This window comes from Xanthomonas sp. D-36-1, assembly GCF_017746155.1.
Classification (GTDB): Bacteria; Pseudomonadota; Gammaproteobacteria; order Xanthomonadales; family Xanthomonadaceae; genus Xanthomonas; species Xanthomonas cissicola.
In genome coordinates this window covers 132,229-141,344 of the sequence record NZ_JAGHWR010000018.1, presented here as the reverse complement: position 1 = coordinate 141,344, position 9,116 = coordinate 132,229, and the positions used below count along the sequence as shown (strand labels likewise).

Sequence of the window (9,116 nt, the reverse complement as noted above, 5' to 3'; positions counted from 1 at the left end):
AATCCGCAACATCGTCGCCAGTGCGTACGGCTGCCGACCTGGCCGCCCCGACACTGGATAGTGCGGCGCGATCAGGGCAAGCAGTTGCTGCCACGGAACAACCTGCTCCATCTCGGCAAGAAAGATCTCGCGCCGGGTCTGCTTACGCTTGCCCAAGCCCTCAGCGTCACCGAACGTCAGCTGCATGGATGAATCCTCTACATAAGGCGATAGTGTCGCGCATCTGCGGTGAGTTGATCAGACCTTCCCTAGCGCAGTATTCGCCCCAGGACAAACAGAACACCGGCATCGACGAAGCGCAGGCGATCGCCGTGCTGCGGGAGAAGTACGAAGTCGTGCGGGATATGTACCACGGCTTTGACTACCTCACGGCACTAAATGGCACGCCGCAGCAGCGCCTGGCGATGATGGCCGGTGCAATCGAGTGGATCCTCGATCAGCAGCAGCAATGGATGGCCGCGGCAAGCAGCGACGATGGCAAGAAGGCAGCGCAACGCCGCTACCAGGACGCGGTGCTGGCCTTGTCAACGGCCTATGCGTTGGCCTCCGCCTCGGATGAGGCGCTTGCGGTGCGTGAGGAGGTGGGCTTCTTCCAGGCGATTCGCGAAGCCTTGGTCAAAAGCGCGACGGGTTCAGGCATCAGCTCGCAGGAGCGCGACTTCGCCATCCGCCAGATCGTGAGCCGTGCGGTGGTCTCCACCGAGATCGTGGATATCCTTAAGGCTGCCGGTATCCAGTCGCCGGACATTTCCATCCTGTCCGATGAATTTCTTGCCGAAGTGCAGAGGATGGAGAAGAAGAATCTCGCCTTGGAAGCGCTGCGCAAGCTCATCAATGATGGCATCCGCTCGCGTAGCAAGCGCAACATTGTAGAGACCAAGGCATTTTCGGAACGGCTGGAAGACGCGATTGCGCGCTACCACGCCAATGCCATCACCACTGCCGAAGTCTTGCAGGAACTGATCCGCATCGCCAAGGACATCCGCGCGGCACGTGCACGTGGCGAAGAGCAGGGGCTGAGCGAGGATGAGATCGCCTTCTACGATGCGTTGGCAGAAAACGAATCTGCGGTGCAGGTGATGGGCGACGATGCACTCAAGGTCATCGCACACGAGCTGCTGGTGAGCCTCGAGGGCAGCGCTTCGGTGGATTGGGCACGCCGCGACTCGGCGCGTGCGCGCATGCGTGTGTTGGTCAAGCGAATCCTGCGTAAGTATGGCTACCCGCCTGATCTACAAGATGCCGCCGTGCGGACGGTGCTGCAGCAGGCGGAGGCGCTCTCCGCTGCATGGTCTGCATGACTTGGGCTATTGACGCCGGGTGACTACGGTAGCAGGATTTGGTCACGGAGCCTCGGAACTCCTCGTACAGCGGTTCGCCACCTCCGACATCGGTGGTTCGCTTAGACATGCGAGAGATCGAATGACCGGGGCTGATCAACACCTGAGTGTGAACACTGGCTACTACCTGCCAGAAGGCGCGCAATACCGCTTGCAGCAACTGCGCGACCACATGCGCTTCTTGGCGCGCCTTGCGCAGCCACGCACACAGGCCGAAGAGCAGGCTAGGCAGCCGGCCATCTGCATGGATGAGTTGGCGTTTTGTCTGGAGCTACTGGCCGAGCAGGTGGGCCGGGTGCTGGACGATGTGGAGTGTGCTGTCGTCGAAGGCGCGCATCCGTTGCCATGACGTGGTGTGCCGCCTGGATCTTATTGACGTCTGGATCACCGCCGAATGGGCGCATCACCAGCACGGGTATGGCAGCAAGCAGCGGTGCCGATTGAATGCCCGAATCAGCGCTCAGACTGCTCGCAGGCGTGCACACTTGCCTCACTTGTCTGTCGATCCCGCGCTTCTAGACCCAGCCACCACACACTGCATGGTCTATCGGTTCGCGCTCACTTGTAACGTGGGCGCTGCTGAAAATAATTGCTGCTAAAAAGAAGGCAGGCGCTTCAGTTTTTCGTAGGTGCGATGCATCCGATCACGGGGCGGGAGCGGTGGTTCGGTGAAAAATGGGTCGCGCAGCAGGATCTCGGCCTTGGTGCGCTCGCCGGTTCCGTCGTTCAGCATGCTGTTGAAGAAGTGGACCACCGTGCGCTTGTGGTCGGCCGGGAGAGCCTGCAACGCATCCATGAAGGGGAAGGTGTCTGCAGTCTTGGTGCGATTGATCCCGATCATGCCCATGTTGTAGTCGGGGCGCTTGAGCACATGCACCAGCAGTTGCGCCACGCTGTAGACGTCGCGCGCATGCCTGGCAGGGGTGCTCAAGTCGTAGAAGCCCGGTGTGCCGCCGCGGTTCGGGTCGCCTTCTTCTGCGCCGAGTCCCATGTCGATCAGCCGAAAGATCTTGGTGGGTTGGTCGTACATGACGTTGTTGTGCGAGATGTCCTGATGCACGATGCCGGCGTCTTCGCAGCAGGCGATGCCCACCAGTACATCGGCCATCAGCTGCCGGGCAAGGCCGAGATACTCCATTGCGCTGATGGCGCCTTGCTGCAGCGCTGTGCGTGCGCGGCCAATCATGCTGCGCACGCTGATGCCGTCGATTTTCTCAAGCAAAATTCCGAAGGTGTGTTCGATCTGCACCACGCCGTGGGCATGGACGATATACGGCACCGCATCGACCGACCTGATCATTTGATACTCCTGGAAGATCATGGCTTTGCGCTCGGCGATCCGTTCCTGCAGCGTCGGTGCGTCAGCAACGGTGGCGGGGTCGCACAGTGTCGGTGGAATCGGCCGCTGCGGGTCCGTGCACAACAAGGCCTTGAAGATGAAGTCGCGGCCGCAGTGCTGTCCGCCCTGCCAGAGATCTTCGGCCAGCCGCACCGCGTAGGTCGAGGCGGAGGCGCCGATGCCGACGGTGGGCATTGCGTGCAGCGTGCCTGCAGTGGCGGCGTGCCCGGTTTCCAGCGTCACCTGGAGAAAACCAGTGTCTACATCCAGGGCGCCTGGCTTCAACGCCGATAATTTCTGGATCAGGTCCGGGCGTTCGGATCGGCTGGTCAGCGATTTCACCAGACGCGGGCTCAGCACGACGTGCTGCCGGGCATGACGCATCTCGCTGACCAGCCGCCGTGCGTTGCGCAAGTTCTGGAATGCGTCGTTGCTGTCGGCGCCCGCAAGGGCCGATGTGCGCGCCGGCGTCTCCAGCAGGCAGGCCCAGGTCGGTGAGCCGGGCTGCGGGCCCAGACGGGGGCTGCGGCCGGTGACAGGCGTCGTTGGCGAGTCGCTACTGGATGAGGACCAGGTGTGCGGTGCCAACGCTGCCTGCAGGCGGGGCACCACGACCTCCAGGCGCGTATTTTCATCGGCGAGCACGCCGGTGGTGCTTCTTCGTTTTTCCAGCAGGTTGAGCGGATGGTCTGCGACGGGATGGGGCGGGGTGTGCTGCTCGGGCGCCTGTGCAGTTTCGGGCGCATCGCGCTCTGCGTCTGCGCGCAGCGCCGTGGAAAGGAGAGTGACGTTGCCGGAGATCTGTTTCATGGTCGAGGCCAGTGTGGTCAACGATCAGGGGAGGTGGCTCTGGCGGTTCGCTTGCAACACACGGCATGCTGCAGCTGGCGTGAGCCCGTTGCAACCAGGAGCCACTCAGCGGCGATGTCGGCTGCGTCACCGGCATCATCATTGAGGCAGTGGTGCATGCGTAGGGAGCAATGCACGAAGCGGTGCAGGCGTGGGCGAAGTTGCGCCAGTGCTGCGTGTCTTGGCATCCGGGGCGGCGGGATCGCGCCGGCGGGTGTGGCCGACGCGCAATGTCAACACGATCGCCAGCCACCCGGCTCGTTCGCCTGCAGCGATGCGCTGGTGCCGGCTGGAACGCGTGCGCGCTTTGGCAAGCGCAGCGCCGCTTGTTTCGTGTTCGGCAATGGTTTTTCGGCCGGATGCGTCATGCCCGATCACGCTGGGGAACAATGGCGCGCACCGAAAGCGGAGAGGTGACCATGCAACCGTTAGCGTTGACATCCGCCACGCGCAGAGGCGCCAGGCGCGAGCAGCAAGAGGACGCGACCGTGGCAGATGCCGGCCCGTCTGCACCGGCCAGCGACCCGCACGCCAATACGCAGCTGGCCCAGAGCCTGCCACGGCGGCCGGTCCGTGAGGCGCCGCTGAGGGCGCCAGGCACGCCGCGTGGCGTCCACCTCGCCAATCTAGGGCGAACGATGGCTTATGTGGGCGCTGCCGGGTCCGCACTCTGCGGAGGGTTTGCGGCACTCCAGGCACCTGCCGCGGCGGCATACGGCTATCTCAACGATGATCAGTATTACAAGAATCTTGCTGTGGTGAGTGGCTGCCAGGCAGTGGGAGCGCTGGCCGCATTCTTGGGGATGAGGCTGGCCGATGTGATGGCCGATCGTTACGTGGAGGAGCAAGCTCGGTGGTACGACGTGCCGACCAAGGCGCAGCGGGCAAGCGAGTTGGGAACAACCGAGGCCTGCCTGGATCAGGCGGTCGACATGGTGACCAGATTGGACGCCGACCATCCTGGTCCTGCCATGGACGAAGGCGAGCGGCTGGCATTGGCGAGGGATCTGCTGAACCTCATCATGGTAGAACGTTCCCGTCTGCCGCCAGACCTATGGCGAGCAGCGAGCAGCACTGGCAACAACGACGATGCGTACGGCCTGGTCGCCCGGCTGCTGCAGGCCGCCAGAGCCCGTGCAGCGGAAGAGGCGTCCACGTCGTCGGCAGATTGAGCGCGCCTGCCTGCAAGATGCCGGGGCGCGGCCCGCAATCGCCGGGCAGTGCTGCTTCGGGATTACACCGGCGCCGACTTGAGGATGCCCGACAAGCTCTCCCGCAGGATCAGCTGCAGATGCATGCGGTTGAGTTCCATGCCGCTGGTCATCACGCTGTGCAGGCCGCCGCACATGGCAGCGACGGCGAAGACGCGGGCCTGGAATTCGTGTTCGCTGCTGGCGGTATCGGTGTGGCCGCGGAGCAGGCGCTTGAGCAGTGCGCTGAGGTGTTCGATCAGCGATGCGCTCTGCCGGCGCATGAAGGCGGCCAGCACCGGGTCGCGCAGGGTGGCCAGGTGCAGCTCCAGGTCGATGCGGGTGCGCTTGATGTTGATTTCCTGCAGCAGCCAGTCTTCGAGCAGGCCGGCGATGAAGTCCACCACGTGCACGTTCGCCGGCCGTTCCACCAGCCACATCTGACGGATGGCGCGCATGTAGTTGCGCTCGAGCAATGCGCGCACCAGCGCGTCCTTGTCTTCGAAACGCTGCAGGAGGCTGCCACATGACAGACGGGTGCGTTCGGCGATGAGCTCGAAGCTGGTGGCCGAAAGGCCGATCTCGTCGATGCAGCGTTCGGCCGCGTCCAGTACGTCGTCTACCAGGAGCTCTTCGCGCTGTTTTGCGGTGCGCAGCTGTAGGACGTTGGACATGGCCGAGCGGTGTGTCGGGGGCTTGCAGTATACCGAGACGGGGTTATGCGTCCGTTGGAGCGATGCTGGTCTGTGCTGTGGCGCATGTTCCCTGCAGCGTGCGCGGTGTGCGGGCGCATGTATGACACCGGTAGCGCGGCGGCGCATGCCGCGCGCGTGGTCGACCACCTGTTCACGGCGGCTGTGCGACACGTGGTGCCGACGTGATGCAGGAGATGGGTGTGAGTGAGAACAGTGCGGTTGCGGGGGTGTCGGCGCAGTGGCCGGCGCGCCTATGGGTGGTGCGGCATGGGCAAAGCGCAGGCAACGTGGCGCGCGATGTGGCCGAGTCCAATGGCGCGACGTTGATCGACCTGGAGCATCGCGATGCGGACGTGCCGCTCTCGGCGCTGGGCGAGCGCCAGGCCGAGGCCTTGGGCGCATGGATGGCTGGGCTTCCCGAACACGAGCGGCCGACCTTGATCCTGAGTTCTACCTATGTGCGCGCGCGGCAAACCGCCGCTGCGGTTGCGCGTGCGCTCGGCCAGCCAACCGATGCGGTCAGCGTGGACGAGCGGCTGCGCGAGAAGGAATTCGGCGTGCTCGACCGTTACACCACGGCCGGCATCCTGGCGACGTTTCCGGAGCTGGCCGAGCAGCGCAAGCTGGTGGGCAAGTTCTATTTCCGCCCGCCTGGTGGCGAGAGCTGGTGCGATGTGATCTTTCGGTTGCGCAGCATCGTGGGCGACCTGCAGCGCAATCATGTAGGTGCGCGCGTGCTGATCGTGGGGCACCAGGTGATCGTCAATTGCTTCCGTTACCTGATCGAGCGGATGGACGAGGCCAGTATCCTGGCCATCGACCGCGAAGGCGATGTGCCTAATTGTGGCGTCACCGAATATGCGGCCGCCGCCGATGGGCAATCGCTGCAGTTGGTGCGCACCAAGTTCGTACCGCCAGAGCTGGCCGATGAGCCGGTGACGACCGAATCCGATCGCCCGGCTGGAGCGCGCTGATGGCTGCCGCACGCCTTCGTACGCTGACCGCTGCCGCACTACGTGCGATGCCGCTGCCATCGCCCGGCGGCGACAAGGAGCAGCGGGGTCGCGTGTTGGTGGTGGGGGGCTCGATGCGCGTGCCCGGTGCCGCATTGCTGGCCGGGGAAGCTGCATTGCGCGCGGGCGCCGGCAAATTGCAGATCGCCACCGCTGCCAGCGTGGCGCCCGCCATGGCCCTGGCGGTGCCCGAGGCATTGGTGCTGGGGCTGGGACAGAACGGGCAGGGCGAGATCACGCGCGGGCACCGCGCATTGGACGCGGCGCTGGCAGCCTGCGACGCGGCCGTGATCGGGCCGGGCATGGCGTCGACCACGACGACGACGGCGCTGGTCAAGCTGGCCGCTGCGAAGGCGGTCTGTACCTTGGTGCTGGACGCCGGTGCGTTGTCGCGCAGCTTGCGTGCGCCGCCTGGGCGCCCATTCGTGCTGACGCCGCATGCCGGCGAAATGGCAACGCTCGCCGGCGACGACAAGGCTGCAGTGGAGGCGGCACCCGGCCAGTACGCAGTGACCTTTGCGCGGAAGATGCGCAGCGTGGTGATCGTCAAGGGCGCGGACAGTTTTATCGCCGGGCCGGACGGTGCGCTATGGGTGCATCGCGGTGGTGTGCCTGGGCTGGGCACGTCGGGCTCGGGCGATACCTTGGCCGGATTGATCGCAGGTTTCGCTGCGCGGGGCAGCAACGCGTTGACCGCGGCGTTATGGGGCGTGTTCGTGCATGCGGCTGCGGGAAAACAGCTCGCAAAGCGGATCGGCACGGTGGGATTTTTGGCGCGCGAGATTCCGCCGGAAGTGCCAGGCGTCCTGGATCGTTTGTCGCGTAGGTGATCAAGCCCCGCTCCCTGCCGGAGAGGGGTTGGGTGAGGGTGCGGTTGCTGGGAGTGTTGCAGATTGAAGTCTTATAGTTCTCGCAGTTTGTGATGCATCGCGCGCTGCCGGCACCGCCACGTGTGCACGTACCCTCATCCGGCGCTGCGCGCCACCTTCTCCCTCATGAAGGGGGACAACGTCCCGGAGGGAGAAAGGACGACCGATTCGCGCTTGCGCTCGTTTGTTGGGCGATGTTGCGGCGCGCTGGTCGGTTAGGCTTGCGCGATCTACCTGGGAGGGTGCGCGGTGAAGCGAGCGATGACGTGGTCGGTGATGGGAATGCTGGGGGTGGGACTGGGCACGGTGAGCAGCGCGAGCGCCGCAACGGCGGCCGTGGCACACGCGGCGGCTCCAACCGCCTCAGATGCGAGCTCGCCAGCGAAGAGCGGCGACGGCGCGTTGCGTATCTACACCAGCTCTCAAGGCGCCACGCAACAGATGCGCGCCAGCACAGCGGCCGCTCCCGTCGTCGGCCATGCATTGACCGAAAAAGAAAATTCCATCTTCGTCAATCCGCAGCGGCAGTTTCAGCAAGTGCTGGGTATCGGTGGCGCGATCACCGATTCCAGCGCAGAGACCTTTGCCAAGCTGCCCAAGCGTGCGCAACGTGCGCTGCTCACGGCTTACTACGATCCGCAGCAGGGCATTGGCTACACGCTGGCGCGTACCACCATCCATAGCTCGGATTTCAGTAGCGGCAGCTACACCTACATCAAGGAGGGCGACGCGGCGCTGAAGAGTTTTTCGGTCAAGCACGATGCCAAGTACCGCATCCCGATGTTGCGCCAGGCGATTGCGGCGGCCGGCGGCACGCTCACCACGTTTGCCAGCCCGTGGAGTGCGCCGGCCTTCATGAAAGACAGCAAGACCATGCTCAAGGGCGGCAAGCTATTGCCCGAGTACGCGCAGGCCTGGGCAACCTACTACACGCGGTTTATCGCGGCATACGAAAAAGCGGGCATCCCGATCTGGGGCATCAGCCTGCAGAACGAGCCGATGGCGGTGCAGACCTGGGAGTCGATGCTGTTTTCGGCCGAGGAAGAACGCGACTTCTTGAAGCATCATCTCGGCCCCACCATGGCCAGCGACGGCTATGGCGAGCGCAAGATCATCGTGTGGGACCACAATCGCGACATGATGGTGCACCGCGCGCATGTGATCTTCGACGATCCGGAAGCGGCAAAATATGCGTGGGGCATGGGCTTTCATTGGTATGAAACCTGGGCCGGATTCGAGCCGATGGTGGAGAACGTGGCGGCAGTGGCGCAGGCGTACCCGGACAAGCACTTGCTGTTGACCGAAGCGGCGGTGGAAAAGTTCGACCCGGCCAAATTGCAGTATTGGCCCAATGGCGAACGCTACGGCACGGCCATCATCAACGACCTCAATCATGGCGCAGTGGGCTGGACGGACTGGAACATTCTGCTCGACCAACACGGTGGGCCGAACCACGTGGGCAATTACTGCTTTGCGCCGGTGCATGCCGATACGCGCACCGGCGAGGTGATCTATACGCCGAGCTATTGGTATATCGGCCATTTCTCCAAATTCATCCGGCCGGGCGCACGACGGGTCAGCGCAGCCAGCAGCCGTAGCAATCTGGCGACCACGGCGTTTCGTAACACCGATGGCAGCCTTGCCATGGTGGTCATGAATGCCAGCGACGTGGCGATTGCTTACAACCTGTATGTGGGCGAGGCATCCAGCACGTTGCAGATTCCTGCGCATGCGATCCAGACGGTGGTATTGGGGCCTTAAGCGAATCGATGCAACTCGTTGAGCGGCGATCTGGCGCAGCCGCATCCGCCAGCGTGCTCC

General features: G+C 64.0%; 8 protein-coding genes and 1 pseudogene. 6 read left to right on the top strand and 3 right to left on the bottom strand.

The window, feature by feature from the left end:
• Window positions 1-186 (bottom strand): annotated as a pseudogene (locus tag J7367_RS05755) (IS5/IS1182 family transposase); the annotation flags it as partial.
• A gap of 2 nt (window positions 187-188) precedes the next feature.
• Between J7367_RS05755 and J7367_RS05750 the strand changes: the two are divergent.
• Together J7367_RS05750 and J7367_RS05745 are read left to right on the top strand one after the other, a co-directional pair.
• On the top strand, window positions 189-1,301 hold the full coding sequence (locus J7367_RS05750; protein ID WP_244672270.1) for a DUF3387 domain-containing protein: 1,113 nt from the start codon (window positions 189-191) through the stop codon (window positions 1,299-1,301).
• A 121-nt stretch (window positions 1,302-1,422) separates the two neighbouring features.
• Window positions 1,423-1,689: a hypothetical protein gene (locus J7367_RS05745; RefSeq protein WP_057658475.1), complete on the top strand. Its 267-nt coding sequence runs from the start codon at window positions 1,423-1,425 to the stop codon at window positions 1,687-1,689.
• A 246-nt stretch (window positions 1,690-1,935) separates the two neighbouring features.
• Here J7367_RS05745 and J7367_RS05740 read toward each other — a convergent pair whose 3' ends face one another.
• A complete protein-coding gene (locus tag J7367_RS05740; protein ID WP_057658473.1) occupies window positions 1,936-3,510 on the bottom strand; it encodes a serine/threonine-protein kinase in 1,575 nt (524 codons plus the stop codon).
• A gap of 407 nt (window positions 3,511-3,917) precedes the next feature.
• Here J7367_RS05740 and xopAV point away from each other — a divergent pair, with 407 nt between their 5' ends.
• Window positions 3,918-4,700: a type III secretion system effector XopAV gene (gene xopAV / locus J7367_RS05735; RefSeq protein ID WP_057658469.1), complete on the top strand. Its 783-nt coding sequence runs from the start codon at window positions 3,918-3,920 to the stop codon at window positions 4,698-4,700.
• Between the two features lie 62 nt (window positions 4,701-4,762).
• Here the strand turns inward: xopAV and J7367_RS05730 are convergent, their stop codons facing one another.
• Window positions 4,763-5,392 (bottom strand): TetR/AcrR family transcriptional regulator, encoded by a 630-nt coding sequence (locus tag J7367_RS05730; protein ID WP_003490630.1) that lies wholly within the window; start codon window positions 5,390-5,392, stop codon window positions 4,763-4,765.
• 215 nt (window positions 5,393-5,607) lie between these two features.
• Between J7367_RS05730 and J7367_RS05725 the strand changes: the two genes are divergently transcribed.
• The 3 genes from J7367_RS05725 to J7367_RS05715 all read left to right on the top strand — a co-directional run bounded on the left by J7367_RS05725 (window position 5,608) and on the right by J7367_RS05715 (window position 9,056).
• The gene (locus J7367_RS05725; protein WP_022559908.1) at window positions 5,608-6,387 is read left to right on the top strand and encodes a histidine phosphatase family protein; all 780 of its coding nucleotides are present in this window, start codon (window positions 5,608-5,610) and stop codon (window positions 6,385-6,387) included.
• Window positions 6,387-7,256, top strand: coding sequence for an NAD(P)H-hydrate dehydratase (locus tag J7367_RS05720; protein ID WP_057658467.1), 870 nt, complete (start codon window positions 6,387-6,389; stop codon window positions 7,254-7,256). Before J7367_RS05725 ends, J7367_RS05720 begins: the two co-directional genes overlap by 1 nt.
• 321 nt (window positions 7,257-7,577) lie before the next feature.
• Window positions 7,578-9,056 (top strand): glycoside hydrolase family 30 protein, encoded by a 1,479-nt coding sequence (locus J7367_RS05715; protein ID WP_057658465.1) that lies wholly within the window; start codon window positions 7,578-7,580, stop codon window positions 9,054-9,056.
• Window positions 9,057-9,116: the final 60 nt, after the last annotated feature.